The 26,483-nt window shown below is 43.0% G+C and carries 23 protein-coding genes and 3 tRNA genes; 13 read left to right on the plus strand and 13 right to left on the minus strand.

Annotated elements, in window-relative coordinates; genetic code table 11:
* Positions 1 to 66: 66 nt before the first annotated feature.
* The gene (locus EL162_RS08535; protein ID WP_126331423.1) at positions 67 to 1,269 is read right to left on the minus strand and encodes a carboxynorspermidine decarboxylase; all 1,203 of its coding nucleotides are present in this window, start codon (positions 1,267 to 1,269) and stop codon (positions 67 to 69) included.
* Between the two features lie 242 nt (positions 1,270 to 1,511).
* Here EL162_RS08535 and EL162_RS08540 point away from each other — a divergent pair, with 242 nt between their 5' ends.
* Positions 1,512 to 2,282 (plus strand): hypothetical protein, encoded by a 771-nt coding sequence (locus tag EL162_RS08540; RefSeq protein WP_227516576.1) that lies wholly within the window; start codon positions 1,512 to 1,514, stop codon positions 2,280 to 2,282.
* Positions 2,283 to 2,336: 54 nt separating this feature from the next.
* Here the strand turns inward: EL162_RS08540 and EL162_RS08545 are convergent, their stop codons facing one another.
* The 3 genes from EL162_RS08545 to nrdB form a co-directional block, all read right to left on the minus strand.
* Positions 2,337 to 3,071 carry a hypothetical protein gene (locus EL162_RS08545; protein ID WP_126331424.1) on the minus strand — a complete coding sequence of 245 codons (735 nt, stop codon included), beginning with the start codon at positions 3,069 to 3,071 and terminating at the stop codon, positions 2,337 to 2,339.
* Positions 3,072 to 3,192: 121 nt separating this feature from the next.
* Positions 3,193 to 3,510, minus strand: a complete 318-nt coding sequence (locus EL162_RS08550) for a 2Fe-2S iron-sulfur cluster-binding protein (protein ID WP_126331425.1) — start codon at positions 3,508 to 3,510, stop codon at positions 3,193 to 3,195.
* Between the two features lie 72 nt (positions 3,511 to 3,582).
* Positions 3,583 to 4,713: a class Ia ribonucleoside-diphosphate reductase subunit beta gene (nrdB, locus tag EL162_RS08555; protein ID WP_126331426.1), complete on the minus strand. Its 1,131-nt coding sequence runs from the start codon at positions 4,711 to 4,713 to the stop codon at positions 3,583 to 3,585.
* A gap of 297 nt (positions 4,714 to 5,010) precedes the next feature.
* Here nrdB and EL162_RS08560 point away from each other — a divergent pair, with 297 nt between their 5' ends.
* Positions 5,011 to 5,424 (plus strand): ACP-like domain-containing protein, encoded by a 414-nt coding sequence (locus EL162_RS08560; protein ID WP_126331427.1) that lies wholly within the window; start codon positions 5,011 to 5,013, stop codon positions 5,422 to 5,424.
* Positions 5,425 to 5,465: 41 nt separating this feature from the next.
* Here EL162_RS08560 and EL162_RS08565 read toward each other — a convergent pair whose 3' ends face one another.
* Positions 5,466 to 6,710 (minus strand): O-succinylhomoserine sulfhydrylase, encoded by a 1,245-nt coding sequence (locus tag EL162_RS08565; protein WP_126331428.1) that lies wholly within the window; start codon positions 6,708 to 6,710, stop codon positions 5,466 to 5,468.
* A gap of 303 nt (positions 6,711 to 7,013) precedes the next feature.
* Between EL162_RS08565 and EL162_RS08570 the strand changes: the two genes are divergently transcribed.
* Positions 7,014 to 8,102 carry a sulfate ABC transporter substrate-binding protein gene (locus tag EL162_RS08570; RefSeq protein WP_126331429.1) on the plus strand — a complete coding sequence of 363 codons (1,089 nt, stop codon included), beginning with the start codon at positions 7,014 to 7,016 and terminating at the stop codon, positions 8,100 to 8,102.
* 262 nt (positions 8,103 to 8,364) lie between these two features.
* Positions 8,365 to 8,440 (plus strand) — tRNA-Gly (locus EL162_RS08575).
* An 85-nt stretch (positions 8,441 to 8,525) separates the two neighbouring features.
* On the opposite strand, the gene EL162_RS08580 is transcribed toward EL162_RS08575, so the two are convergent.
* Complete coding sequence (locus EL162_RS08580) at positions 8,526 to 8,885, minus strand: hypothetical protein (RefSeq protein WP_126331430.1); 360 nt, start codon at positions 8,883 to 8,885, stop codon at positions 8,526 to 8,528.
* Between the two features lie 181 nt (positions 8,886 to 9,066).
* Positions 9,067 to 9,768, minus strand: coding sequence for an IS1 family transposase (locus EL162_RS08585; RefSeq protein ID WP_126331383.1), 702 nt, complete (start codon positions 9,766 to 9,768; stop codon positions 9,067 to 9,069).
* 108 nt (positions 9,769 to 9,876) lie between these two features.
* Here EL162_RS08585 and EL162_RS10340 point away from each other — a divergent pair, with 108 nt between their 5' ends.
* From EL162_RS10340 to EL162_RS08625, 9 genes are all read left to right on the plus strand, one after another.
* A complete protein-coding gene (locus tag EL162_RS10340; RefSeq protein ID WP_259772323.1) occupies positions 9,877 to 10,059 on the plus strand; it encodes an arsenate reductase/protein-tyrosine-phosphatase family protein in 183 nt (60 codons plus the stop codon).
* A complete protein-coding gene (locus EL162_RS08590) occupies positions 10,031 to 10,336 on the plus strand; it encodes an arsenate reductase/protein-tyrosine-phosphatase family protein (RefSeq protein WP_259772324.1) in 306 nt (101 codons plus the stop codon). Before EL162_RS10340 ends, EL162_RS08590 begins: the two co-directional genes overlap by 29 nt.
* A gap of 69 nt (positions 10,337 to 10,405) precedes the next feature.
* Positions 10,406 to 11,449, plus strand: coding sequence for a UDP-N-acetylmuramate dehydrogenase (gene murB / locus EL162_RS08595; RefSeq protein ID WP_126331431.1), 1,044 nt, complete (start codon positions 10,406 to 10,408; stop codon positions 11,447 to 11,449).
* Positions 11,433 to 12,161: a YdcF family protein gene (locus tag EL162_RS08600; protein ID WP_227516563.1), complete on the plus strand. Its 729-nt coding sequence runs from the start codon at positions 11,433 to 11,435 to the stop codon at positions 12,159 to 12,161. The genes murB and EL162_RS08600 overlap by 17 nt, the downstream gene beginning before the upstream one ends.
* Positions 12,162 to 12,362: 201 nt before the next feature.
* Positions 12,363 to 12,453: transfer RNA gene (locus EL162_RS08605), tRNA-Ser, on the plus strand.
* Between the two features lie 40 nt (positions 12,454 to 12,493).
* Positions 12,494 to 12,584 (plus strand) — tRNA-Ser (locus tag EL162_RS08610).
* 438 nt (positions 12,585 to 13,022) lie between these two features.
* Positions 13,023 to 16,283 carry an autotransporter domain-containing protein gene (locus tag EL162_RS08615; RefSeq protein ID WP_126331432.1) on the plus strand — a complete coding sequence of 1,087 codons (3,261 nt, stop codon included), beginning with the start codon at positions 13,023 to 13,025 and terminating at the stop codon, positions 16,281 to 16,283.
* Between the two features lie 773 nt (positions 16,284 to 17,056).
* Complete coding sequence (gene argS / locus EL162_RS08620) at positions 17,057 to 18,781, plus strand: arginine--tRNA ligase (protein ID WP_126331433.1); 1,725 nt, start codon at positions 17,057 to 17,059, stop codon at positions 18,779 to 18,781.
* Between the two features lie 14 nt (positions 18,782 to 18,795).
* Positions 18,796 to 19,173, plus strand: a complete 378-nt coding sequence (locus tag EL162_RS08625) for a diacylglycerol kinase (RefSeq protein ID WP_076555377.1) — start codon at positions 18,796 to 18,798, stop codon at positions 19,171 to 19,173.
* Between the two features lie 343 nt (positions 19,174 to 19,516).
* Here the strand turns inward: EL162_RS08625 and EL162_RS08630 are convergent, their stop codons facing one another.
* The 6 genes from EL162_RS08630 to nuoK all read right to left on the minus strand — a co-directional run bounded on the left by EL162_RS08630 (position 19,517) and on the right by nuoK (position 26,466).
* Positions 19,517 to 20,134: a nicotinamidase gene (locus EL162_RS08630; protein ID WP_375537715.1), complete on the minus strand. Its 618-nt coding sequence runs from the start codon at positions 20,132 to 20,134 to the stop codon at positions 19,517 to 19,519.
* Positions 20,135 to 20,239: 105 nt separating this feature from the next.
* Positions 20,240 to 21,046, minus strand: a complete 807-nt coding sequence (locus EL162_RS08635; RefSeq protein WP_126331434.1) for a ferredoxin--NADP reductase — start codon at positions 21,044 to 21,046, stop codon at positions 20,240 to 20,242.
* 129 nt (positions 21,047 to 21,175) lie between these two features.
* The gene (locus EL162_RS08640) at positions 21,176 to 22,651 is read right to left on the minus strand and encodes an NADH-quinone oxidoreductase subunit N (protein WP_076555379.1); all 1,476 of its coding nucleotides are present in this window, start codon (positions 22,649 to 22,651) and stop codon (positions 21,176 to 21,178) included.
* A gap of 1 nt (position 22,652) precedes the next feature.
* On the minus strand, positions 22,653 to 24,257 hold the full coding sequence (nuoM, locus tag EL162_RS08645) for an NADH-quinone oxidoreductase subunit M (protein WP_126331435.1): 1,605 nt from the start codon (positions 24,255 to 24,257) through the stop codon (positions 22,653 to 22,655).
* Position 24,258: 1 nt separating this feature from the next.
* Complete coding sequence (nuoL, locus tag EL162_RS08650; RefSeq protein ID WP_126331436.1) at positions 24,259 to 26,130, minus strand: NADH-quinone oxidoreductase subunit L; 1,872 nt, start codon at positions 26,128 to 26,130, stop codon at positions 24,259 to 24,261.
* Between the two features lie 3 nt (positions 26,131 to 26,133).
* A complete protein-coding gene (gene nuoK, locus EL162_RS08655; protein WP_076555446.1) occupies positions 26,134 to 26,466 on the minus strand; it encodes an NADH-quinone oxidoreductase subunit NuoK in 333 nt (110 codons plus the stop codon).
* Between the last annotated feature and the right edge of the window lie 17 nt (positions 26,467 to 26,483).

Below are 26,483 nucleotides of genomic sequence, written 5' to 3' on the forward strand. Positions count from 1 at the left end.
ATTTTTTGCTAATTTTTCAAGCATTTATCACGCCATGTAGCTGTATTTCATCTTGCCAGCATTCACTTAGGATAAACTTGCTTTATAATCTTGATAATCAAACTGCCTTTGGATAACGATTTCGCCATTTTCACGGACAATGACTATCGCAGGCATATCCACGCCATTGAACCAGTTTTTTTTCACCATGGTATAGGCAGCTGCATTGGCAAAAACCACTTTATCGCCAACTTCTAGCGGTGCATCAAGTACATAATCGCCAAAAATATCCCCCGCCAAACAAGATTTGCCATAAATACGCACCGAGCCGTCATCGCTACCATCACCATCAAAATCACCCCCTTTGATGTGATAGGCGGTTTGATTAACGCACGCCAATGGTGCCGATTGGCGATAGATTAATAAATCCAACATATGTGCCTCAATAGAGGCATCAACCACTGCCAACGGCTTGCCATTGTGCAGCGTATCCAGCACGGTTGTTACCAGTTCAGCCGCTTGATGCACCGCAGCCTCACCCGGCTCAAGGTAGATTTGTACACCATAGCGTTCGCTAAAATCCTGCAACCGTTTGGCAAATGCCGAAATGGGGTAATTATCAGCGATATAATGAATTCCACCGCCAAAACTCACCCAGTCTAGCTGATGAAATAATGCAGAAAAACGATTCTCAATCTCGGTTAGGCTTTGGTTAAATGCATCAAAATCGTCATTTTCGCAATTATTATGAATCATTACGCCGCTGATGCGATCTGCTACAGCCAAGATTTTATCAACATCATGCTCGCCCAACCGACTAAAAGGTCTGGCAGGATCGGCGATTAAAAAAGAAGAGTTGCTTGTTTTTGGGTTAATGCGTAAGCCCACAGCGACGCCTGCATCGCGTGCCTTTTGCTCAAATCTTGTCAGCTGGTTAAATGAATTAAAAATAATCTTATCAGCATAACTTAATACTTCATCAATCTCATGGTCAGCATACGCCACACTATAAGCGTGCGTCTCCCCTCCAAAGCACTCACGACCCAATCTCACCTCATTTAGTGATGATGAAGTCGTTCCAAATAAATACGGCTTCATCGCCTCAAACACGCCCCAAGTGGCAAAGCATTTTAAAGCAAGCAATGGCTCGGCACCCGACTGTGCTGATATTTGTTGGGCGATTTTTAAATTATTCACAATCGCTCGCTCGTCAAGCAAATAGTATGGCGTTTTGATGCCACTAAGTGTCTGTTGCTGCTCTTTGGATAATTGAGCAAATAGTGAGGCCATGATTTTCCTTAAGTTATCTGGATAGATTATTTAAAATATTTAATTAATTTGTCAAAATATGCCCAAGCAATGATTGTCAGGCTTGCCAAAATTGTAACAAAAAATGGGTAGATTGGGCAAGCCCTGATGACTTGATACCAACCCACCGCCACTCATCAAAGCTACAAAAAGCTACGCAGAAAAACACATTTTATTGATAAAATTTGCTACAATAAGTGATATTTATCAATAATTGACATATTATGAGCATGGAAAATACCAACACAACCGACTTTTCTACCGATGCAACAAGCCTGACAGACACCAGCGTGCTGGCTGGTAAGTTTGGCGATGGCTTTTTATTGGGTTGGCAACAAATTTTTGGCAATATCAAGCACAGCTACAGCAAGGTTGCTGATAATTTGGTTGATGAAATTTTGGTCAGCTTAAGCCAAAAACAAGTCAATGACGCACTGTATCAGTTTGTTACCAAAAATGTTGGGCTGCTACACAACCTAAAACTTGACATTCATGATGGTTGGCTTAGGCTAACTTGCACGGTTGATACTATGGGAATTTTTGCAACCGTTGCCAGCAATTTTGAGTTGGTGCATCTACAGCTTGATCGCCACACTCAAAGGCTGGTTCTACGACAAATCAGCAATACCGAGGTCATTGAACTGCACAGCAAACAATGGTACAAAGCTCCTGCCGCTCGTTTTGCCGTTGCCAGTTATCGTTTAATAACAGGTAAAGATCCCCTACCTTTTATCTTAAACAGCATTAAAATAAAAGGCATTGCATTTACCGAGCATAAAGGCGATGTTATTTATCTGGAGATTGGTCGCTGGCTTAAGGGCAACGAAACCATCATGAACACGCTCAAAAAAGCCCAAGTCAATACTGGCACACTAAAGACCCAACAGCTTTTGCTAAAAATCCAGCCAAATTTTGGTGATATTTTGAGTTTGGGCGACCCCAATGCCGATATCATTAGCGAAAAAGACAACCCTGATAATCAAGGCAAAAAATAACCAAACGCCCACTTAATTATTAATAATATTAAATAATTTATGTTATCTGTATTATTAATTTTGCTTGGTTTGTTTGCTTAAGACAATCAATTTTTCGAGCAGTTCGATAACCACTTGTTTCTCAACGGCTTTGGTATTGATTTGATAAAATTTATCAGCAATGATGATGGCCACGCTGTAATAAACCAAGCCTTTTTTGTCGGTAAATTGCTCAAGCAAAACTGGCGTGTCGGCTATTTGGTCATTTTGCAGTTCAATCACTCGCTCAAATGGTGCATCAGCACTCAGCTGCGTCTCAAAAATCTCAATGCGTGCCTTAGTTTCTGGATATTCAAATAAACGATAAAGCGACCCATATGCCCCTGTAGCATTTGGCTTACCTTCGTATTGCCGACCTGTTAGCACAAATTGCTTTGGCAAAATCGCACCAAACGCCACTGGGGCAAAGGTCGTTGGCTTTTTTTGCCCAAAACGGTAATTCATCTTGGCATGAGTGGCTTGCTTAAATTGCACGCCAAGCCCTTGGGTGGTATTGCCATAACGCTGTAGCGATTTTAGCTGCTGGGCTGCTTGTATCTTATTGCTACTTTGTTCAATACTGACATCACGCACATAAATCGCTGCGTCAGGCGTTGTGGCACTTGCCTTTTGTATCGGTGTGATATCGCTGGCAACAACCTTCTCAACAATCTCTTTGTTTGCACTACGCCAATATGTCAATGCCAGCAAGGCTGCCCCTGTTAGCACTACGCCTGCTGCCAGCTTGTGTTTCTTGCTGATTTTTTGCATTATTTCCCACCTTAGGATAATATCTGCCTGTTTGCAAAGCGTTATTGTGCCATGATGGGTATGGCTTGATTGTTATTTTTTGTAGTTGTTGCCAAATCTGAAAGGTTGGCTTGACAAAATGCTAGGCGGTGGATTTGGGCGGATTGGGGCTATCAAACAAAGGCAGCTGCTGCTCATCGGCAGCATGATAGCTGACTTGAGTTGTGCCAGTAAATGTGCAGCAACACGCCAAGACCTCATTATCAGCAAGCGTGGCGATTGGTTTCTTAATATATTTAACCTCACCTGTATGAGCAACCACGGTCATGCGACAAGAGCCACAATAACCCTCTTGGCATTCATAACGCACCTGTTTATGCTGTGTGCGAATCATGCCATTTAGCAACGTTTCGTGTTCATGCAGATAAAATCGCATTTCATCGGTAAATACCCAGCCCATATTATCACTGCGATTTATCAATAAAGCATAAAAGCCACAAACTGCTGCCGTTATCAATCCAGTCTATTGTTATCACAGCTCAAAGTCGTCCAGATCCACATCGTCCAAATCCGAATCAATCTGACCGACCAGATAGGTGGTGATTTCGGTTTCTTGTGGAGCGACTTGCACATTATCTGATGCAAGCCAAGCATTAATCCAAGGAATCGGGTTGCTTTTGGTCTCAAAAATCGCTGGCAAACCAATCGCTGCCATGCGTGTGTTGGTGATAAATTCAATGTATTGGCACAAAATATCTCGATTAAGACCAATCATTGAGCCGTCTTTAAACAGATAATCCGCCCACGCTTTTTCTTGCTCGGCAGCACTTTTGAAAATCTCAATCGCCTCATCTCGGCAGGCTTCGGCAATCGCCACCATCTCTGGATCATCACGACCCTGTCGCATCAAATTGATGATGTGCTGCGTGCCATTAAGGTGCAATGCCTCATCACGAGCAATCATCTTGATAATCTTGGCATTGCCCTCCATCAGTTTACGCTCAGCAAAGGCAAAAGAGCAGGCAAAAGATACATAAAATCTAATTGCCTCCAACACATTCACAGCGACAATGCACAGATACAGTTGTTTTTTTAATTTGGGTAAATTCACCTCAACTGACTCGCCATCAATATCATAAACCCCCTCGCCGTGCAAATCGTATAATTTGGCACACAGGTGCAAGTCATCATAATATTTGGCAATGTCAGCTGCTCGCTCCAAGATATATTCATTATCAACAATATCTTCAAAGATTTTGCTAGGATCATTGACAACATTGCGAATAATATGCGTATAACTGCGAGAATGAATCGTCTCGCTGAATGACCATGTCTCAATCCAAGTCTCAAGCTCTGGAATCGACACCAAAGGCAGCAGCACCACATTTGGACTGCGACCTTGGATACTATCAAGCAAGGTTTGGTATTTTAAATTGCTCAAAAAAATGTGCTGTTCATGCACTGACAACTCAGCAAAATCAATGCGATCTTTGGATACATCGATCTCCTCTGGTCGCCAAAAAAATGACAATTGCTTTTCGATTAATTGCTCAAAAATTGGGTGTTTTTGCTGATCGTAACGAGACACATTGACAGGCTGACCAAAAAACATTGGTTCAAGCAAGGCGTTATTTTTGGTTTGGCAAAAAATAGAATAATGCATAAGTTGTCCCAATTTCTCATTAAAACTTATAATTAGATTTCGTTTTGATTGATATAAATGAATCAAGCCAAAAGACACGGCACGCAAGTATCAATTGTAACACAAAATGCCAAGTTAGCAACCGATTGCACAAGTTTTTTAGCAAAAATATGCCACCATTGGCTTGGCTGTAACTTACCGAAAATTTTGCAATAATTTCTTACAATTACACAACGGAAAATGCGTTTTGTTCTGACTTATAATGCAATTGCTTGCTAAACACAAGCCAAATTAAAAATTTTTTTATAGGAGCGTAACATGAAAAAAATCATTCCTGCTGTTATGGTCGCCTTGATTAGCACCACTGCATTTGCCAACTCTGCCCCGCAGTCAGATGCACGCCAAGCAGACGCAGCAACCAGCAAGACTCGTGTCGTTAATTATACTTGCCAAAATGACCAAAAAGTCAGCGTCCGTTACGGCTTTGATAAAAACAACAAACCAACTTATGCTCAAGCAAACCTAAATGGCAAAGACCGTTTTATGCCAATCAACCCAAGCCGCACTGACGAGACAGGCACGGTGTTTGGTGATGAAAACAACTTTAGCCTAATGGCAAATACCATCACGCCAAAAAATGTCAAAAAATCTCGCATGAGCATTCAAGACCCAGCCAGTCAGATTATTTACAAAGACTGCAAAACCACCAAAAAAGGCAAAAAACGCCGCTAATTATTCCACATAAAAACAGCTCTAATTGAGCTGTTTTTTGTTTAATTAGCCAAACTGTCCAAGCCTCGTGATAAATCTGCGATGATATCTTGGACATCTTCAAGCCCTACCGATAGGCGAATCAAACCATCGCTAACGCCTGCCTGCATACGAGCCTCTGGCGTCATGCGAAAATGTGTCGTGGTTGCAGGGTGAGTGATGGTGGATTTGGCATCGCCCAAATTATTGGTAATGCTAATCATCTGTGTGCTGTCAATCACCTGCCATGCTGACGCTTGGTCTGCAACCTCAAAACCAATAATCGCACCAAATGCACCGCCCTGCACGCCTGTCAATGCGTTATGCTGGCGTTTTGCAATTTCGTGGCTTGGGTGCGTTGGCAATCCAGAAAAATGCACGGCTTTTACCTGCGGATGATTGATTAAGAATTGGGCAACTTGGTTGGCATTTTCGCAGTGTGCCTTCATGCGTAATGACAGCGTCTCAAGCCCTTTTAGCAGCACCCAAGCATTAAATGGCGATAAGCTAATTCCCCCTGTACGCACCACGCCAAATGCCTTTTCCATCAGCTCGTCCGAACCAATCAACGCACCACCCAGCACACGACCTTGACCATCGATATATTTGCTTGCCGAATGAATCACCACATCAGCCCCCAAATCAAGCGGTTTTTGTAATACAGGGGTGGCAAAGCAATTATCAACTATCAATAACGCACCATGCCCATGTGCAAGCTCGCTTAAAAATTGCAAATCGGCAATTTGTGCCAGAGGGTTGGACGGGCTTTCACAATACAAAACCTTGGTATTTGGGCGAATCGCCGCTGCCCATGCAGCATTATCAAAGCAATCAACATAGCTGACCTCAACCCCAAACGCCTGAAAATAAGTGTCAAACAACGCCACCGAAGAGCCGAATAATTGCTTGGCACACAACAAATGATCGCCCGCTTGCAAATATGCCAAGCACATGGTCAAAATCGCCCCCATGCCACTGGCGGTGGCAACACAGCGTTCGCCATTTTCAAGCAATGCCAATCGGCGTTCAAAGGCTCGCACGGTTGGATTGGTGTGCCGTGAATAGACATTGCCTTTTTTATTACCATTGAAATGATCGGCAGCATCTTGGGCATTTTTATACACATAGCTGCTGGTGGCAAAAATCGCCTCGCTGTGCTCACCCTCGTCCGTACGATGATACCCGCCACGCACCGCCAAAGTTTGCTCAAAAAAACCAAGGCTTGGATCAAGTGCATCTGATTGCCAATTTGGGTCAAGTTGAGTCATGATAAATCCTTACAATGATTAATGATATGCCAAGCAGTTGCAATGCTTGTTTTGATAATGATAAGCATAGCACAGTTTTTTAAAATTTTCAGCAAGACAAGCAATCCATGGTTATTTTGCCTTACGATGCCATTAATTTATTAAATTTTAATAATTATATTTTTAATAAAAAATAATTTTCTATTTATTTACAAGGGATTAATTCCAAAATAGAAAATCAAAAGTCAGTTTTTTTGCTGGATTTTTGCTGGATTTGGCGTAAAATAGCGACCCAATATCATTATCCATAACAAAGAGTCGATTATGTCAAAATTACATTCGCTAAAAAAATACGCACTCATCGGTGCGACCATCAGCGCAGCACTAAGCTTGACCGCCTGCTCAAAAAACGAGCCAGCAGCAAGCAATGAATCCGCCAGTACCGCAAGCACTACCAGTGATTCAGGTGCGATTGAGCTGCTGAATGTTTCATACGATGTGTCAAGAGATTTTTATAAAGAATATAATGAAATCTTTAAAAAATACTATGTGGGCAAATATCCAGATGCCAAAATCGACATCAAACAATCACATGGTGGCTCAAGCAAACAAGCCCTTTCTGTTAAGAATGGCTTGCAAGCTGATGTAGCAACTATGAATCAGGGTTCGGATATTGAACTGCTTGCTGATGCCAAGCTGGTTGATAGCAATTGGCGTCAATCCTTCCCAAATAACGCCATTCCGTTTACCAGCACCATCGTATTTTTGGTGCGTGAAGGCAACCCAAAAGGCGTAAAAGACTGGAATGACCTTGCCAAACAAGGTACCGAAATTGTCATCGCCAACCCCAAAACCACAGGCAATGGCCGCTATGCGTTCTTGGGTGCTTATGGCTATGGCTTGCAGACATTTAAACAAGATGAAACACAAACCAAAGCCTTCGCCAAGCAGCTACTTGGCAATGTCAAAGTCTTTGAAAACGGTGGTCGTGCAGCAACCACCACCTTTGCACAACGAGGCATTGGCGATGTTTTGATCACCTTTGAAAACGAAGCCAATGTCATCAAAGGCAAATTTGGCAATGTTGAGATTGTTTATCCAAGCTACACAATCAATGCAGAAAATCCTGTTGCAGTAGTCAAAGCAACCACCGACAGCAAAGGCACAACCGAAGCTGCCACCGAGTATCTTAACTATCTGTACAGCGATGAAGCACAGCAATTGGCAACCAAGTTTTTCTTACGCCCAAGCAATGCTGACATCTTGGCACAAAACCAAGACAAATTCCCTGCCATGACCACCTTCTTTCCAAATGATGTTTTTGGCGACTGGACAAGCATCATGAGCACCTATTTTAGCGATGGTGGCATCTACGATCAGCTCGCCGTTGAGGCACAAAAGCAAAATAAATAAAGCGATCGCAAATCCAGCCAAGCTGCCAACAGGTTGCTTGGCTATTTTTTGGCGATTTGCATACTTTTATTGTTTTTAAATTATTTACTTAAAAATTATTAAATAATATAATCTGAAAATGCCAAAAATTGAGAAATATTTTAAATAAAATTTATTTATCATGTCAGATATACCGATATTTCAGCAAAAATCAAAAAATTTTCAAAAAAATGCTTGACGGCAATTTTATTTACTGTATAATACGCACCCATAAAGCAAATATGCGGGAATAGCTCAGTTGGTAGAGCACAACCTTGCCAAGGTTGGGGTCGCGAGTTCGAATCTCGTTTCCCGCTCCAAATTCTAAAAGTCCAAGTCAATGATTTGGGCGGTTTATTTTGTTAAAAAATAAACCCCATTGCTGGGGTTTATATATCTTAAGCCTTAAAATAAAATACGACCGATTAACGCTATTCCAGCAATGCCTTTAAAGGCATCAAACAAATTAAACACACTGCCTGAGAATGGATTGCCCAGCCTAAATAAGATAAAGGGGTCTAAGATACCTATCATACCCAATTGCATAGACATCAATTGTAGCAATAAGATGGTAGCAGGTTTTTTGCCTATGGCTCTGGTTAGTACACCTTGAAAGCGTATAAAGAATTTCATAAACATAAACAATCCCATTCTATCTAGGTACTGTAATGCCATGTGCTGTGGTACATCAAAGTTTAAGAATATACTTTGTGCTTCTGCTGCTGCTTCATTAAAGCTCATGCCTTTACTTCTACGGTGTTCCATCAAAGCCACCTTAGCTGAGAAGTCAGAGAATTGTATTAACCCGCCCTGCTGATAATAGTTTTTCTTCCTTCTTCGTGATTCACTGTTTTTAAGAATAAGTACAACTCTTTGCCATCTATTTATGATTATGAAATTTATAATTATGCCTAAATAATTTTTCGGCCCTGGTTCAAAAAGTATGCTACACCCACCCATAGTTGATATAATGAAACACCAAGTCAAATGCTTTAAGATGATTGGTTAGGTTTTTAGAGAAACAACACGTTTTTCTAAATGCTCGCCTAGCAAAGGTTCTAAGCCTTGTGTTATTGCCTTCAATACCAACGGTGAAGCGTTTACCCACTTGTTTGATAGAGTGCTTAAAAGCCGTCAGAAAGCTGTCCCAATCATCACAAGCAATTTTATCAAAACTTATACCTAAACTCATCAGTTTTGACCTTAACTGTTTGGCAGTAGCAAGGTTTCTTTTGCCCCATACATAGGCAACAATCTCACCTGTGTGTCTATCGTACGCATAGATGAGCCAAACTTTGTTTTTCTTGTTACCCACATAAGTCCAAAACTCATCTATCTTTAAGGTATTGTAATGCTTTTGTCTTGGTTTGATTTGGTGATTACTGTTTGCAAGCACACTAAGCACTTTGCCCTTACTCACTTGTTCAAGTATCACAATGTCAGCAATGCTACAACCACGAACTAACATTAAGCGTATTTTGTTATCTATGTAAGATTGACAACCTTTGTAAGTAAGCTGTAAATGATGAACAAACTGTTTATGACAATCTTTGCAAAAATAGTTTTGTTTGCCATAGCTTTTTATGCCATTTTTCTTTATACTAACCGATAGGCAACTTGGGCAAGTAATGGTAATTTGTGTCTTCATAACCGTAAATTACCAACTTTTGTGCAAGTTGTCTTTTTAGTTTTTGTTACAGCATACTTTTTGGGCTACTGCCATATTTTTTATCAAAAACTGTTATTAGGAAAAATAATGAAACCAAAATCCGCCCTGTTTGTTTGTCTTGGTAATATTTGCAGAAGCCCATCTGCCGAAGCCATCATGCGTCAAAAATGCCAAGAGGCACAGCTTGATATCCGCCTAGATTCAGCAGGCACCGCAGCTTTTCATATCAACGAAAGCCCCGATGATCGTGCCATTCAGCTTGGGTTATGATTTAAGCACACTCAAAGCTCGGCAGGTATCTGTGGAGGATTTTTATGAGTTTGAGATGATTTTTGCGATGGATAAGAATAACTTAAAAGATCTAAAAACCCTGCACGCTCGTGCTGTACTATACGCAGACAACCGCAAAGTTGCCACACTTGGGTTATTTGACCCACAAGGCAAAGCCGTTACCGACCCTTATTATGGCGATATCAAGGATTTTTTGGCGATGTTTGAGCATTTGGAGAGTATTGCTGATGGCTATCTTGCCACATGGCAAGCCTGATAGCCTTTTGCGATTGACTTATAAGCCCAGCAACGATTATAATGCCTGAAACTTAACACGATGATGCACATGATTCAAACTTATCACAATTACGACTTATCCGCCATGAATACGATGGCACTCAACTCATGTGCAGACACTGCCATCGTGGTGCATGATGAGGCAGCCCTGCCGAGCATTCACCCTACTGGCAGATGGTTTGTGCTTGCTGGTGGTAGCAATGTGCTGCTGCCAAGCGTGCTAAATGCCACCGTCATTTTGCCACGCATGCTTGGCAAACATATCCTAAACGAAAACGATGATGAGATTTTGCTTGAGGTAAAAGCTGGCGAAAATTGGCACGACTTGGTTAGCCATTGCACCCTGCAAGGCTGGTACGGCATTGAAAATTTGGCACTGATTCCCGGTTTGGCTGGTGCCGCCCCTGTGCAAAATATCGGTGCTTACGGCGTGCAGCTTGAAGATGTGCTGGTCTGCGTCAAGGTCTACGACTGGGAAAATTCACAATTTCTTACACTAAGCCGCGAAGAATGCCAATTTTCCTATCGGCACAGCATCTTTAAAGAACAACCAAATCGCTATCTGATTACCGCCATTACTTTGCGACTGCACAAAACCGCAACACGCATACAAAGCAATTATGGCGATTTGCACAACCAAGCCCTAACACTTGCCACCGCCGCTGGTCGTGATGACATTCATGCCATTGATATCTATCATGCAGTTATTGCCATTCGTCAGAGTAAATTGCCCGACCCTGCAATTCTGCCCAACTGCGGATCGTTTTTTCAAAATCCAATCATTAGCCATGGGCAGTTTCGGCAATTGATTTGCCAATATCCGACCATGCCTCACTATCCTATTAATGATGCTTTGGTAAAACTGCCAGCTGGTTGGCTAATTGAGCAGGCGGGTCTTAAAGGTGGCGGTATCGCCCCTATCCTAACTCACACAAAACAAGCACTGGTACTGACCAATCATGCTCCGCAAAGTGCCACGCAACATGATATTGCAATCACTCAAAATCACATCATTGTCAGCGTGCAGCAAAAATTTGGCATCACTTTGGTGCGTGAACCTGTTTGGGTGAATGCTGATGGCAGCTATCAATAAGACCAAATCACGCCTACTGCTCGCCAAAAAAATAGTCATCATAGGCAGCACCGTCCTGATACTGGGTGCCGTCAGTGCAATCACGCCAATTTTTGCCAATGTTGGGGCAGCTCTGCTCTCGCTGTACTCAACCTTAAGCTTGGATAATATTGATAAAGCGGATAGCATTATTGTGCTAGGTGGTGGTCTGACACGAGATTCCAAAGGGGCAATCGCACTTAATCATTATAGCCAAAGCCGTGCAAATCAAACAATCATCAGCTACCAAAATCAGCCAGCCACCATCATCACCAGTGGTGTAGAATCACCTTGGATTAATGACTATTTACAAGAAAAACTAAATAATCAGGCACAAATCATCACCGAAAATGCCAGCATGAATACCTGTGAAAATGCCAGATTCAGTGCCAAATTATTGACACATTATCAACTGCCAAAAACCGCCTATTTGATCACTGACCGCTACCACATGGCACGTGCTCGCCGTCAGTTTGCCCAAGCAGGCATTGCCACCGTTGCCACGCCTGCTGATTTGGCAATCCCCTTAAACTGGCTAACGCCTCGCAACAATCTTGTGCATACTCGCCGCACCATCTATGAAATTGTTGCATTGGCACGAGACATCATCGCACCACAGGTCAATTGCCGCAGCAGTGAACAGGTCAGCATTGAGCAATTGCACACCCCCAGAAGGCAAGCAAAGCTGTTTTGATTGGTGCCACCATCTCTCACCAAGTTTGATTTTATATTATTTAGAAAATATCAATAATAATTGCCCATATGACGCTGCCTTGCTATTTTTATTATCGTGATTATGCCTGATTAAATCACCCATCTTAAGCCAAAAAATTTTATAAATATTACAAAAAAAACGCTTGCATTTACAAAAAATTAAGCTATAATACACGGCATTGGAAGCTTGGCAGAGCGGTTGAATGCACCGGTCTTGAAAACCGGCGTGGGTTTATAGCCCACCGAGAGTTCGAATCTCTCAGCTTCCGCCATTATTAATAAACAGTACCGTATGGTACAATAACCGCTTACGGAAGCTTGGCAGAGCGGTTGAATGCACCGGTCTTGAAAACCGGCGTGGGTTTATAGCCCACCGAGAGTTCGAATCTCTCAGCTTCCGCCATTATTAAATGCCCCAGTTTTGCTGGGGTTTTTTAATGAAAACACACCCTGCCCCAAACTGCATTTTCCCATCTGTTATTAACACACTCAGCACAAGCACCCTGCCCTTTACTCCAAATAAATGCACCAAACATTGACCTTAATCTGGCAATTTAGATTCGTACAATGCCAATTTTCAAAGTTTATTCAACAACCAGCCTAAAATTTTTAATCACAATCATAGACTTTATTTACAAAATATAAAAATATATCACTACCCCCCCCCCTGAGATTTTTTGTTATAATCAGGTTAAGATAGCTTGCGTATTTGTATTTTTTGCAAAGATTGATTCGCTTTTATTGCTATTTTTAAAATGATGTCTGGCGATGTGCCACTTGATGTCATTTGGCTTGATTGAGCTTTACTTATTCATCTTTTGTATCTTATAAGGAAAATTGTATGAACTGTGCTTATCGTATTATTTTTAATCATGCCACAGGCGTGTGGCAATGTGTGAGTGAATTGGCTCGCAGTAAAGGCAAAACTAAGTCATTCAAGGCGTTATCTGTTGCCATTATGATGACGATGGGCAGTGAAGCTATGGCGGCTGATATTGAGCTGAGTGATGGGCAGGTGCATCATTATGATACCAGTGTTAGCTTAATTGGTGATATTTTAATCACTAATGCTGGTACGAAGCTGACAAGTGGCAACCAAGTTATTTTTGGCTCAAATCCTAATAATCCTGCCAATACTACCGACACCACCATTGAAATCAGCAATGGTGCCAGCACCGTCAGCACCATTGAAACGATTATTTCCAACAATAGCAACACCTTGGTAACTGTCAATAATGCCACACTTGATAGTGGAAAATCATTAATTGTGGGTTTCAATCCTAATTATACCGCAAAATTAATTGGTGAAAACGGTGCAAAAATCAATGCCAACGGCATTGTTAATATCGGCTATGCTGATGGTGGCACGGCAAGTGTGGAGTTATCAGGTGATGGCACCACTTTGACCGTCCAAACCGATAACAATAACATCATCAATATCGCCCTAGAAAACAACGCCATCGGCACCTTGAGCGTAAAAGACAAAGCCAGGGTTGATGCAGGACAAATAGCGGTCGGACGCAGTACTGGCTCAACAGGTACACTAAACACTGACAACGCCACCATTAATAGTAATAGTTTGATAGTTGGCGTAGAAGGCAATGGTATCGCCAATCTAACAAGCAGTACTTTCAATCTTAATAACGCCTATTCTTTGGCAGATGGCACAGGCTCAATTGCCAAGGTTGATAGCAAAAACAATTCCTTTAATATAGAAGGTATAATGGTTGTTGGGGCCAGTGATGCAGCAACCTTAAATAGCACAAACGACACCTATAAAATCACAAAGAATCTTACCGTTGGACAAGAGTCAGATTCCAAAGGGGTAGCAAACTTTACAGACAGCATTATAAGAGCAAAAGATTTTGTGCTTGCAGTGCGAAACGGCTCAAACGGTGAAGCAACCATCAATGGCACAAAAGCTCGTTTGCAAATTGAAAATGAGCTACACATTGGCTCAGGTGGTACGGGTGCATTAACCTTAAATCAAAACTCTGAGTATAATGTGGGGCACACTTATGTGGGCAAGGCCATCTATATCGGTGGCAGTGGTGCCAGCGGTACCGCTGGCACACAAGGTGGTACAGGTACACTGACCCTAAATGACAGCACATTGCGTACCAATGAAATTATGGTGGGTAATACAGGAAGTGGCACACTTCGCTTAAATTCGCTTGATCCTAATACCTACCTAACAGGATTATACACCAACCAAATCAGCCGCAATGCCAACTCTAAGTTGTCTGAAATTTATATCAATGGGGCAGAAATTGGCATTACTGCCGACCAACCTAATTTGTTTGCCAATTTTACCAAAGACAATAAAATTGAGCTTGGTAGCAAAGGCGTGATTTTCCAGACCGACAATTATCAAGCCAAAACTGGAACTGATGTTATTATCAATCCAAATGCCGTCATCACAGGCAATGTTGGTACGATTGATTTAAATAATCTTGATAAAACTTCTGGATTTATGAAAACTGGTAAAGGCACGCTGACCATTTCTGAAGACAGCAAGCAGTTTACAGGTGATTTGGCTGTAGCAGAAGGCACGCTTAAGATTGATGGTAATTATGTCATGAATGGCGAAAATCTTGTGATTGGTTTGATTGACAGCAATGAAGATGGATCTTTTGATAATCAAAGCGAATATGGCAAATTTGTCGTTACAGGTAAGACTGATATTAGTAATGGCAACCTAAAAGTTTATGTTGATGAAAACATCAACCAAGGCTTGGTATCTGGCACAGCAGTCAATGAAGTTGTGAGTGCAGGCACATTGGTCGGTCAGTTTAAACAAATCAGCGACAATCATGCTTTGGTGGATTTTACTGCCGATTATTCTGAAGCCAATAAAGTTCATCTTACCATGGTGAAACAAGGCTCAACGCCAACGCCAACGCCAACGCCAACGCCAACGCCAACGCCAACGCCAACGCCAACGCCAACGCCAAACGATGGTACGCGATTTGTTAAGGCTGTCAAGAGTGAAAATAACTTTGCTTCCCTACCTCTTGCCACAAGTCTAGAAAATGCGTTGGACGATTATATCGCCGCCAACAACAATACCATGCGCAAAGCCGACAGTTATGGGCTAATACAGCAGTTGGGACGCGACTTGCCATCATCAATCACAGACGCACAGCTATCACGCGTTGTTACAAGTTTGCAGCCGCTGCTTACAGGTTCGGTCAATCGCACCATCTTGACCGCCAGCCGTCATGCGGTTGATGCTATTTATGACAAACGCCTTAATTTTACGCCAATTGCTCAAGGTAGTGATGACCGTCAACGCAGCCTATGGGCAAAAGCAATCGGAGTGAACAACTCGGCAACAGGTACTGATGGTGCTTTGGGTTATAACCAGCGTGATTTTGGAGCGGTTGTTGGAGCAGATACCAGCTTGGGCAACGGCAAAATCGGCTTTGCTTTAAGCTATATTGACAGCAATACCGACAGTGATACGGTCAATCACAATGTTGCCGCCAAAACAGGCGAAGCTGTCATTTATGGTAACTATCAAGCCCATGACAACACAACAGCCTATGCCCATATCGGCGTAGCCAGAAGCGATATCCAAGGTGAGCGTCATATCGCCATCAGTAATCAAATCGCCAAATCTGACTACACTGCCGATACCGTCATGGCAGGGCTTGGAGTAAGTCATATGATGGGCGAAACAAACCGCCACATCGCACCGTTTGCTCGTCTGGATTATGCCCAAGTGCGTGCTGATGGTTATCGCGAAACAGGGGCAGGAGTCTATAATCTTGTTGTGGATAAGCAAACCTACACAAGCCTACGCCCAACACTTGGCATCAAAGCCGCTACCGCTATCAGCCCTCGTTTACAGTTGGCTGGCAATCTGGCGGTAAGCTATGAAAGTGGCGATAAACAAAACATCATCAATGCAGGTTTTGAGGGAACATCGCTTCGCTTTGCCACCACCGATACCGACATCGGTCGCACCATCGGCACAGCAGGCGTGGGATTAAACTACGCCATCAGCCCTGCTACAACCTTGAGCTTGAATTATCAAGGTCAATGGCGTGATAACTATGAAAGCCACGGCGGTGCAATTGGTATTAAATCAGTATTTTAATCCATCTATTTGCACACCAAAACAGCTGTATCAAATACAGCTGTTTTTTTATTGATAATCCCTGTTGTTTTGCCATCTCAACCAAGCCCAAAACATACCACAACGCTCCTATATATACATACCCACAAGATTGCCAAGAAGTGATACTTGCAACCTCAAATAGCCCAAACTTACCGTGAATTAAGCTTGGGATTAATGGTCGCACCCATGCCATTTAAACCAGTGAAATAATCCAAATAAAACACGCCTCTTAATTGGCGACTTGACTGTATTGATGGTTTGTATTTTGTTTGGTGGGATTTTTGACAACTTGTAGGCTTGGTAGTATGGTATAATGTGCCATAAAAGTTTAAGCATATCTACAGGGTTAATGCACAATGAAATTTAATAATGTGCATATGGCGTATTTCTGGTGATTACAAATTGCCACTTCTTGTATGTATACAATCAGTGGTTAAATTATCCCATATTGGCGTTAATTGACATATTTTTAAAATTTAGAATGTTTATCAAGGCTACAAATCCAACAACACCCCTGATGATTTTTATTAAACCCCACCGCAATCACGCCAGCAAATAAAGCGCAACATACCAAGACAACAACCAAACTGTGTCAGTTAGCCCTTGATTCAATCAAACCAAACTCACTCGGTAAATTGCACTTATTATGATAAAAAGACAAGATTTTTTTGGCAAAATTTGCTATCATTACAAGCATTTGGTAATTTTTACCATATGTAGCAATAGATTTTAAAATAAATAATAGGCAGCCAATGAATATTCAACAAATTCTTAATGATAAAATCAAGCAAGCCATGATTATCGCAGGTGCTTCAGATGACAGTGAGGCTCTGGTGCGTCAATCAGGCAAACCACAATTTGGGGATTATCAAGCCAATGGCATCATGGCAGCCGCCAAAAAAATGGGCAAAAATCCACGCGAATTTGCCCAAAGTGTGGTAGACAACCTAGCCCTTGATGACCTTGCCGAAAAAGTTGAGATTGCAGGTGCAGGGTTTATTAATATTTTCTTAAAAAATGACTGGCTATCCAAACAAGCCACCGCCTCTCAGCGTGATGAAAAACTGGGCGTTTTAACCAAGCAAAATCAGCGTGTAGTGGTGGATTATTCTGCACCCAATGTCGCCAAAGAAATGCATGTTGGGCATTTGCGTTCCACCATCATTGGCGATAGCATTGTCCGAGTGCTTGAATTTTTGGGCAATAGCGTTATCCGTGCCAATCATGTTGGTGACTGGGGAACGCAATTTGGTATGCTGATTGCTTATCTTGAAAAAATGCAAGCCGAAAACGCCAGCGAAATGCAGCTGGCTGACATTGAGGAATTTTATCGTCAAGCTAAGCTAAATTATGATAGCGATGAAAATTTCGCCGAAAAATCCAGAAATTATGTCGTCAAACTACAAAGTGGCGATGCCTACTGCTTGGATATGTGGCAAAAACTGGTCGCCATCACCATGAATCAGTGCCAGCAAACTTACGACAGACTTAATGTTACCCTAACGCCCAATGATGTGATGGGTGAAAGCCTGTACAATCCACTCTTGCCAGAAGTTGTGCAAACACTCAAAGACAAAGGGCTTGCTGTTGAAGATGATGGTGCTGTCGTTGTTTTTTTAGATGAATTTAAAAATAAAGACGGCGACCCAATGGGTGTCATTGTGCAAAAAAAGGACGGTGGCTATCTGTATACCACCACTGACATTGCCGCCGCCAAATATCGCTACGAAACGCTCAAAGCAGATCGCGTGGTGCTATTTACCGATGCACGACAAGCACAACACATCGCCCAAGCATGGCTGATTACTCGCAAGGCAGGCTTGGTTCCTGACGAATTTGGCCTTGAGCATTTTACCTTTGGCATGATGCTGGGCAAAGATGGTAAGCCTTTTAAAACTCGCACAGGCGGCACAGTGAAGCTCTCCGACTTGCTTGACGAAGCCGTCATGCGTGCCACCGCCATCATTGAAGCCAAAAATCCCACACTCAACGATGACGAAAAATCCGCCATCATTGATGCCATTGCCATCGGTGCGGTGAAATATGCCGATTTGTCAAAAAATCGCAATACTGACTATGTTTTTGACTGGGATAATATGCTCTCTTTTGAGGGCAACACTGCCCCTTATGTGCAATACGCCTACACTCGCATTCGCTCAATCTTTGCTCGTGCGGACATCCGCCAGCTGCCAGTTGGTGATATTGCCATCGGCACGGACAAAGAGCGTGCATTAATCATAAAATTACTGCAATTTGAAGAGGTGTTATTGCAAGTGATAAAAGATGGCTTGCCACATTTATTGTGTCAGTATCTATTTGAATTGGCAGGGATTTTTTCAGGATTTTATGAAGCCTGCCCAATTTTATCCGCCGATGATACCACCAAGACCAGCCGTCTATTGCTTGCAGATTTTACCGCCAAAACTCTAAAACAGGGCTTGGATCTGCTGGGCATTAAAACAGTTGAAAAAATGTAATCATAGGTAGAATCATGCACTCACCCCAAAAAGGCAAAACTGGCATTCAGCGTATCATTAATGCTGCAAATTATTCTTTGGCGGGACTTACCGCCGCCTATCACAATGAGGCAGCATTTCGCCAAATTCTTTGGCTAAATATTGTACTGATACCGCTTAGTTGGATACTGCCCGTTACTGGCGGCGAGCGTGCTTTGATGATTTTTGTTTGCTTGTTTTGCCTGATTGTTGAGTTATTTAACTCTGCCATTGAAGCGGTGGTTGATCGCATTTCTACCGAACATCACCCACTGTCAGGGCGTGCCAAAGACATGGGCAGTGCTGCACAGATGATTGCACTGACTGCCCTTGTGTTGGTTTGGGTGGTGATTTTGTTTGATAAGTTTGTTTAATTTAGTATGGTTTTATAAGCCAAAAGATTCTTTATAAACCCAAACTCCAAATCACAGCCATTAACCCTGAACAAGCTACATTTTTCATGAAAAACGATAATAATACTGACAGTATTGAAAAGACCTCCCACCATAGAGATGGTGAAGCTAAGTGGTGTGGCATGACCGCTGATAACGAATAGCTTGACCGAAACCAGTTCGGTAATTATGGATTAATGCAAAGGTGCCAAATCAAGACATCTTATTTTTTAGCAAGAACTTTTCTTAAAAAAATTCAATCAACATTGGCAAATATTTATGGCGTACAAACATTGTCTGGGTACAGATTTATAATATTACACGCTCAAATAATCTTAACCCCCAAATGCTGCATTTGCCGCATTGCCACTTGAAGCGAACCATCTTTGTCAATGGCAGCAGTTGCCTCTTGAATGACCGTGCAATCAAAGCCCAATTTTACCGCATCCATCGCTGTCCAAGCGACACAATAATCAGTTGCAATACCCACCAAATATAGTGTATCAATGCCCCGCTGCTGCAAATACCCTGCCAGACCTGTATATGTGCCATCTGCCTCAACAAAGGCAGAATAACTATCCACCGCCTGCTGATAACCTTTGCGAATAATCAGCTCGGCATGTGTGATATCCAAATCCTGATGAAAATCCGCATCCGCCGTACCCTGCACACAGTGTCTTGGCCATAATATCTGCTCACCATAAGGCAGGCGAATGCTCTCAAATGGCTGCTTATCCACATGATTATCAAAAAATGAAATATGATTGGCAGGGTGATAATCTTGCGTCAAAATCACATGGTGAAACTGCCGTGCCAGCTGATTAATCAGCGGAATAATCTTGTCAGCACCAAGCACCGCCAAATTACCAGTGATAAAACCATTTTGTACATCAACAACAATCAATGCCGTGCGATTTTGTTCGATTGATAAATTTTGCACAATTTCACCTTTATTAATAATAAATTGTATATTTATTTATAATACATATTCATCAAGGCAATCTGTCGCATAATGATGGCAATTGATGATATTTTATTAATAAAATATTTACCAATAGTTCTCTACAGCGATATTACCCACCCCTCTGCGATTCATCACCAAGCCTTGTGCTTGCAAGGCTTTCTTAGTATCCTCAACCATCTGCGGATTGCCACACAGCATCACATGAGAGCTAGAATCAAGTGGCACACCAGCAGCTCTGCTAAGCTCGCCTGTCGCAATCAAGGCTGGAATGCGTTGATTAAGACAGTTTGGCAGCAACTCTCTGGTAACAATTGGCAGATAGTGGAAATTTGCAGGATTGTCGGTCAAACTGGCAAAATTATCAGGCAAGCTATGTATCTTATCCTGATATGCCAATTCGGCAGCAGTTCTGGCACTATAGACCAAGACAATATCTTGATACTGCTGCCAAGCGTACAAATCCTGCAACATGGATAAAAATGGTGCAAGACCTGTGCCTGTTGCTAATAACCACAAAGTTTTTGGGCTGGGCTGCTGATAGCGAGACAGGGTCAAAAAACCAAATGGCGTGCTGTTAAGGTACAGCGTATCGCCTGCTTGCAGGTGCTGCAATTGTGAAGTAAACGCCCCTGTTGGCACCACCACCGAAAAAAATTCCAGCACCTCCTCATAAGGTGAGGATAGGAGTGAATACGCACGAAAAATCGGTGGCATCTGTGTCAGCTGCTTATCTTGATTGGCTTGTAGCTGCGATACCTTTAGCCCCAAGCGGACAAATTGCCCAGCCTCAAAACGAAACCCCGTTGGCCGTGTGGTGGTAAAACTAAATAAGTTATCAGACCACAGGGTTTTTGATAGTACCGTTATGGCAACTGCATTATCATCACTCATGAGAACTCTTTTTATTATTAAGACATGAAACCAAGCACTCAACAATCGCTTATTTTTGGATTTATCGAGTAAATTACTAACTATACCAAAGCCTGCAAAACAAAACAAGCACCAAAAGGTGCCTGCTTATTAGCCAATGGTTGCCAGCATCGCAAGTTGCATCAGCCCCTCTGGCAATACACCAAAGATAATGACCAATGCAGTTACAATCATTACCATCACGCCACCTGCTTTAATACCCCAGTGATCATGTGCATCAAATTCAAGGGCAAGTTTTGGTTTTTTGTACAAATTCACCAAAACCTTCAGATAATAATACAAGCCAATGGCACTGCCGATAATAATCATCGCTGCCGCCCAAAAACGCACACCCTCTACCGCAGCAAAGAAAATGGTAAACTTGGTAATAAAACCTGCCGTCAGCGGAATGCCAGCCAACGATAGCAGCATCACCGTCAGCACTGCTGTTAAAATCGGACGACGCCAAAATAACCCCTGATAAAAACGCACATCGTCCGCCTCACCGCTAAGAGAGGTATGACCTCGCTCACGATATGGGCTGGACATCAAAGCAATCACGCCAAACGCCCCGATTGAGGTCAGGGCATAAATCGCCATATACATACTTACCAAGCCTGCACCAGAAGCTCCAACTGACAATAAGCCAATCAATGCATAGCCAATGTGTGCAATGGATGAATATGCCAACATTCGCTTTAGGTTGTTTTGATTGATTGCCAGCAAGTTACCAACTACGATTGACAAAACGATAATCACACTTAACATGGTATCAAAAACTGTCAAAACAGGCACCATGCTGCCGATAAAAAACCGCAGTGCCAATGCCATCATCGCCACTTTGCTGACACTTGCCAAAAACGCCGCCACAGGTGCTGGTGCCCCTTCGTAGACATCTGACACCCAGCCATGAAACGGTGCTGCCGATAACTTAAAGGCAATGGCAATCAGCATCATCACCACGCCTGTTATCGCCAATACGGACAACTGTCCTGATAACAAGGCTTTTGCCAAATCGGCAAATGCCAAAGTACCCGTATCAGCAAAAATAAACGCCATACCCATCAGCAAAGTTGCTGATGCCGCTGCCGACATTACCAAATATTTCAGCCCTGCCTCCAGTGATCTGGCTCGCAAAAAAGTATATGCCAACATACCATACATTGGTATTGATAGCAGTTCAAGACTCATAAAGAACGCCGCCAAATGCTCCGCTGATACCATCAACATCGCACCCATGGTTGAGATAAGCATCAATAAATACAGCTCATCTTTATTGTCCTTGAGCGTCTCAAAAAATCCATAAGCCAGCGTACAACATGCCAATGCCGAGATTAAAATCACAGCCATGTTAAATTTGGCAAAACCATCAAACACAAACAGACCGAATGCCTCGCCTGACTCAATTAAGCCCATCGCCTGTGCCAATAAGGCAAGCAAGGCGATATTTAATCCCGCCACACTCAAACTGGCTGACCAAAAATGCGAACGCTTCATGGCGATGGCAATCATCACCACCAATGCTGTCAGTGCCACGACCAGTATCGGCAATAACGACCAAAGTGATGTCATAATCATAGGGTTCATATCACTCTCCCTGTGTTGTTTGCTGGATTTGAGTGGTTTGTGCGGTGGTGCCATCTTGTTGATAGGCTTTGGCAATCCACTGCATCGCTGTCTCTGACTTGTTTAGCACAGGTTGTGGATACAATCCCAACCACACCAATCCTATCGCCAAAGATAAGAGCAATGCCAATTCACGCTTGCCCAAATCTTTGAGCTTGCCACGATTTTTTTCAACCAATGATAAGGTAGTATTGTTGCCAAACAGTGCTTGATATACCATGATTAATGCATACAATCCAGCCAGCACAAGGCTTGCCGTTGCCAGAATTACCGCAATTGGATAATTGGCAAATGCACCCAACAAAATCAAAAACTCACCGATAAAGTTGCCAGTGCCGGGAATACCCAGCAATGCTGCACTAAAGAACATCAGTAGCGGTGCGATATAGCGAAATTGTCCCCACATACCGCCCATCAGCGTCATATCACGAGTGTGCAATCGCTCATATAACTGCCCTGCCATGATAAATAATGCTGCACTTGATAGGCCATGTGCTACCATTTGCACCATCAGACCTTGTAGTGAGATAATACTGCCATCATAAATCGCCAATACCACAAAACCCATGTGCGAGACGCTGGTATAAGCAAGCAAACGCTTAATATCAGTCTGAGCAAATGCCAAAAATGCTCCATAAAAAACACCAAACAAGCCCAAAGCGATGGCAATCGGTGCAAAGGCCTCAGAGGCATTAGGGAATAATGGCAACACAAAACGCAACAAGCCAAAGGCTGCGGTCTTAATCAAAATACCTGCCAAATCCACCGAGCCTGCAGTCGGTGCTTGAGCATGGGCATCAGGCAACCAGCCATGCAGCGGAAATACGGGCAATTTCACCGCAAATCCAATAAAAAAGCACAGCATGATGATATATTCCCAAGCACCCAGATTGCGTCCGAGCAGTTGGTTATAATCAAAGGTTAGTACTCCAGTTTGGCTAAAATTAATAACAACCAGCAACAAAATGCCAATCAGCATCACCAATCCTGAGGCTTGGGTATAAATAAAAAACTTGGTTGCAGCATATTCTTTGGTTTTGCCCGCTGTGGCATTATGCCCCCACAGAGCAATCAGGAAATAAATCGGCAGCAGCATCATTTCCCAAAAAAAGAAAAATAGGAACAAATCAACTGCCAAAAATACCCCAATGACACCGCCCAATGACCACAGTAAGTTCAAATGGAAAAATCCAACACGACGCTGAATCTCACCCCACGAACAACCCACTGCCATAATGCCCAAAAATGCCGTCAAGGCAATCATCAATAGCGACAAACCGTCCATCGCCAAATAAAACTGAATGCCAAAACTTGGAATCCAAGGCAAGACAAACTGTGCCGCCCATGGCAAATTTTCGCCAGTTGCCACAGCATTGCTGGCAAGCAAAGTACCAAAATCACCCTGCTGCCACAGCAGTATCGTCAAAGCAAAAGTAGCCATCATGCCAAGCAAGGCAATCCAGCGTGGCAAACGGTCGCTGATTTTTTCTACCAGCCAGCAAAGCAGCCCTGCAACAAACGGAATTGCAATCAATGTTGGCAGCACCCAATTTTGTTCCATAATCATTTTACACCACCATCATCATTGCCAAAATCAACACAGCTGCCACAGCCATGCCAAAACTTAGCATATGCGTACGCAGCAGACCTGTCTGAGTCTTAACCATTACTTTATTGCCAGCCGATGCCAAGGCTGGGAAAATATTTATCAGTTTATCAACAGGGTCATTTTTTAGCAGTTTGGCAATTGCCAAAAATGGCTTGACAAATAACCAATCGTACAAGGCATCGAACCCCAACCCGTGATAACACCAATGATACAAAGCAGCACCAAGGGTGGTATTTTTAAATTTATCCAACAGGCGACCTTGGTTAATAACATACAAAAACACAGCCACAAGTAAACCTGTCGCCATAAATGCCATGGCGATATATTCGGCACGATATTTACCCGCAACTTCGCCTGCTTGCTCAAGCAGCTGCCCCGCTCCCAAAGGCAACACTTCGTTTAACGGTGGCGTAATCAACGCCCCCAAGCCTGTGGATAGTAGCAAAAGCACACTAAGTGGCAACCAATATGCGATGCCAGACAAAGGCTCGGCATGGGTTTTTTCTTTGCCAAAAAAAGCAATCCAAACCAAACGGAAAGTGTACAATGAGGTCAAAAATGCACCGACAACCCCTGCCCAGAATAGCACTTGGTAGCCGCCTGCATACGCCTCCCACAGGATTGCTTCTTTGGAATAAAAACCAACGGTAATAAATGGCAAAGCAACCAAAGCACCGCCACCAACCACAAAACAGGCAAATACCAAAGGAATTTTTTTGGCAAGTCCACCCATCTTAAAGATATTTTGTTCATGATGAACCGACACAATCACCGCCCCTGATGCCAAGAACAGCAATGCCTTAAAAAATGCGTGCGTCATCAAATGAAAAATTGCCGCTTGCCATGCACCCACGCCCAGTGCAATAAACATATAGCCCAGCTGGCTCATGGTTGAGTATGCCAAAATTCGCTTAATATCCGTCTGTGCCAATGCACAAAACCCTGCCACCAGCATTGAAACAGCACCAACACCACCCACCCAGTACAGCAAGACATCAGGGCTTAGTATAAATAGCGGATGCAAGCGTGCAATCAAATACACGCCAGCAGTTACCATGGTTGCTGCATGAATCAATGCCGAAACAGGCGTAGGGCCTGCCATTGCATCAGCAAGCCAAGTATGTAATGGAATCTGTGCCGACTTACCCCATGCCCCACCGACAAGCATCATGGTTGTCAATATCATGGTAGGATTGTTGATATCAAACACCATTGGTGCTTTGGTGATGATTTCATTGATATTAAGCGTGCCAAATTCTCTAAATAACAAAAATAAGCCGATTGCCAAAAATACATCGCCAACACGCGTTACCGTAAAAGCCTTGATGGCAGCACGACCATTGGCACGGTTGGCAAAATAAAACCCAATCAAAAGATAGGAACAAATGCCAACACCTTCCCAGCCTAGGTATAATAATAGTAGATTATCCGCCTGCACCAACAGCAACATACTGGCAACAAACAAATTTAAATAACTAAAAAATCTGGCAAATCCCTGCTCGCCATTCATATACCATGCAGCAAACAGGTGAATCAAAAAACCAATGCCTGTGATGATGGCGGTCATGGTCAAGGTCAAGCCATCAAATGCCAAGCCAAAACTTGGGGCAAACTCCCCTATTTTTAGCCAAGTCCACAGTGGCACCTCGATACGCTGATTGGCAAAATTTTGCAAATAATCCAGCCCAACATACAAGGTAGCAGCCGCTGATAGCAACATCGAACCCGTACCAATAACAGCAGCCAGTGTTTGTGATAGACGATCACGCAAAGTTGCCAATATCAAAAATCCAATCAGTGGGCAAATAAAAGTCCACGCCAGCATACTCATATCCTACCCCTTTAATTTATTGGCTTTATTGACATCAAGACTGCCAAATCGATGATAAAATTGCAATAAAATTGCAAGCCCAATCGCCGCCTCTGCTGCTGCCAAAGTCAGCACAAAGATAAACATCACCTGTCCATCAGCACTGCCCCACATATTGCCCGCAACCACAAAGGCTAACGCTGCTGCGTTCATCATAATCTCAAGGCTCATCAGCATAAACAAGACATTACGCCGTGCCATCACGCCTGCCAATCCAATGGCAAACAATATCGCCGCCAAAATCAACGCATGGGAGCTATTCACCCCAAGACTGGCAACCTGCTCGGCTGTCTGCATAGAAATCTGATTGACTG

The organism is Moraxella cuniculi, assembly GCF_900637105.1.
Lineage (GTDB): Bacteria > Pseudomonadota > Gammaproteobacteria > Pseudomonadales > Moraxellaceae > Moraxella > Moraxella cuniculi.

What these genes read in the sequence shown, in the direction of transcription:
- EL162_RS08590 (WP_259772324.1), top strand. Translation starts at nt 10,031, where the DNA reads ATGATCGTGCCATTCAGCTTGGGTTATGATTTAAGCACACTCAAAGCT.
- nuoK (WP_076555446.1), bottom strand. Translation starts at nt 26,466, where the DNA reads ATGCAGACAGCCGAGCAGGTTGCCAGTCTTGGGGTGAATAGCTCCCAT.
- EL162_RS08580 (WP_126331430.1), bottom strand. Translation starts at nt 8,885, where the DNA reads ATGGAACACCGTAGAAGTAAAGGCATGAGCTTTAATGAAGCAGCAGCA.
- murB (WP_126331431.1), top strand. Translation starts at nt 10,406, where the DNA reads ATGATTCAAACTTATCACAATTACGACTTATCCGCCATGAATACGATG.
- nuoM (WP_126331435.1), bottom strand. Translation starts at nt 24,257, where the DNA reads ATGATTATGGAACAAAATTGGGTGCTGCCAACATTGATTGCAATTCCG.
- EL162_RS08625 (WP_076555377.1), top strand. Translation starts at nt 18,796, where the DNA reads ATGCACTCACCCCAAAAAGGCAAAACTGGCATTCAGCGTATCATTAAT.
- nuoL (WP_126331436.1), bottom strand. Translation starts at nt 26,130, where the DNA reads ATGAGTATGCTGGCGTGGACTTTTATTTGCCCACTGATTGGATTTTTG.
- argS (WP_126331433.1), top strand. Translation starts at nt 17,057, where the DNA reads ATGAATATTCAACAAATTCTTAATGATAAAATCAAGCAAGCCATGATT.
- EL162_RS08585 (WP_126331383.1), bottom strand. Translation starts at nt 9,768, where the DNA reads ATGAAGACACAAATTACCATTACTTGCCCAAGTTGCCTATCGGTTAGT.
- EL162_RS08565 (WP_126331428.1), bottom strand. Translation starts at nt 6,710, where the DNA reads ATGACTCAACTTGACCCAAATTGGCAATCAGATGCACTTGATCCAAGC.
- EL162_RS08550 (WP_126331425.1), bottom strand. Translation starts at nt 3,510, where the DNA reads ATGGGCTGGGTATTTACCGATGAAATGCGATTTTATCTGCATGAACAC.
- EL162_RS10340 (WP_259772323.1), top strand. Translation starts at nt 9,877, where the DNA reads ATGAAACCAAAATCCGCCCTGTTTGTTTGTCTTGGTAATATTTGCAGA.
- EL162_RS08535 (WP_126331423.1), bottom strand. Translation starts at nt 1,269, where the DNA reads ATGGCCTCACTATTTGCTCAATTATCCAAAGAGCAGCAACAGACACTT.
- EL162_RS08615 (WP_126331432.1), top strand. Translation starts at nt 13,023, where the DNA reads ATGAACTGTGCTTATCGTATTATTTTTAATCATGCCACAGGCGTGTGG.
- nrdB (WP_126331426.1), bottom strand. Translation starts at nt 4,713, where the DNA reads ATGCATTATTCTATTTTTTGCCAAACCAAAAATAACGCCTTGCTTGAA.
- EL162_RS08640 (WP_076555379.1), bottom strand. Translation starts at nt 22,651, where the DNA reads ATGAACCCTATGATTATGACATCACTTTGGTCGTTATTGCCGATACTG.
- EL162_RS08635 (WP_126331434.1), bottom strand. Translation starts at nt 21,046, where the DNA reads ATGAGTGATGATAATGCAGTTGCCATAACGGTACTATCAAAAACCCTG.
- EL162_RS08560 (WP_126331427.1), top strand. Translation starts at nt 5,011, where the DNA reads ATGAAAAAAATCATTCCTGCTGTTATGGTCGCCTTGATTAGCACCACT.
- EL162_RS08540 (WP_227516576.1), top strand. Translation starts at nt 1,512, where the DNA reads ATGAGCATGGAAAATACCAACACAACCGACTTTTCTACCGATGCAACA.
- EL162_RS08570 (WP_126331429.1), top strand. Translation starts at nt 7,014, where the DNA reads ATGTCAAAATTACATTCGCTAAAAAAATACGCACTCATCGGTGCGACC.
- EL162_RS08545 (WP_126331424.1), bottom strand. Translation starts at nt 3,071, where the DNA reads ATGCAAAAAATCAGCAAGAAACACAAGCTGGCAGCAGGCGTAGTGCTA.
- EL162_RS08600 (WP_227516563.1), top strand. Translation starts at nt 11,433, where the DNA reads ATGGCAGCTATCAATAAGACCAAATCACGCCTACTGCTCGCCAAAAAA.